A 236-nucleotide genomic window follows, 5' to 3' on the forward strand; every position below is an offset into this window, starting at 1 on the left:
AGGAAGCGAGGTCCTGGAGGAGGCCCTTGAGCTAGCGGGGGAGGGGGCCCGGAGGGGAGCGGCCCTGGCGGAGATGGCCCTCTGCCACCTGGCCCTGGGACGGAAGAGGCTGGCGAGGCGGGCCGCCGGGGAGGCCCTGGAGCTTCTGGACACCCACGCCCCGGCCCGCGCCCGGGTGCTGGTGGCCCTGGCGGAGCTCTCCCGCCGGGAGGGGAAGGAGGAAGGCGCCCTGGCCC

1 pseudogene is annotated in these 236 nt (G+C 77.1%); it reads left to right on the top strand.

The features are described 5' to 3' along the window. A pseudogene (locus ACYQ0J_RS13670) lies at window positions 1-236 on the top strand (tetratricopeptide repeat protein); the annotation flags it as partial.

This window comes from Thermus sp. FJN-A, from assembly GCF_054655095.1.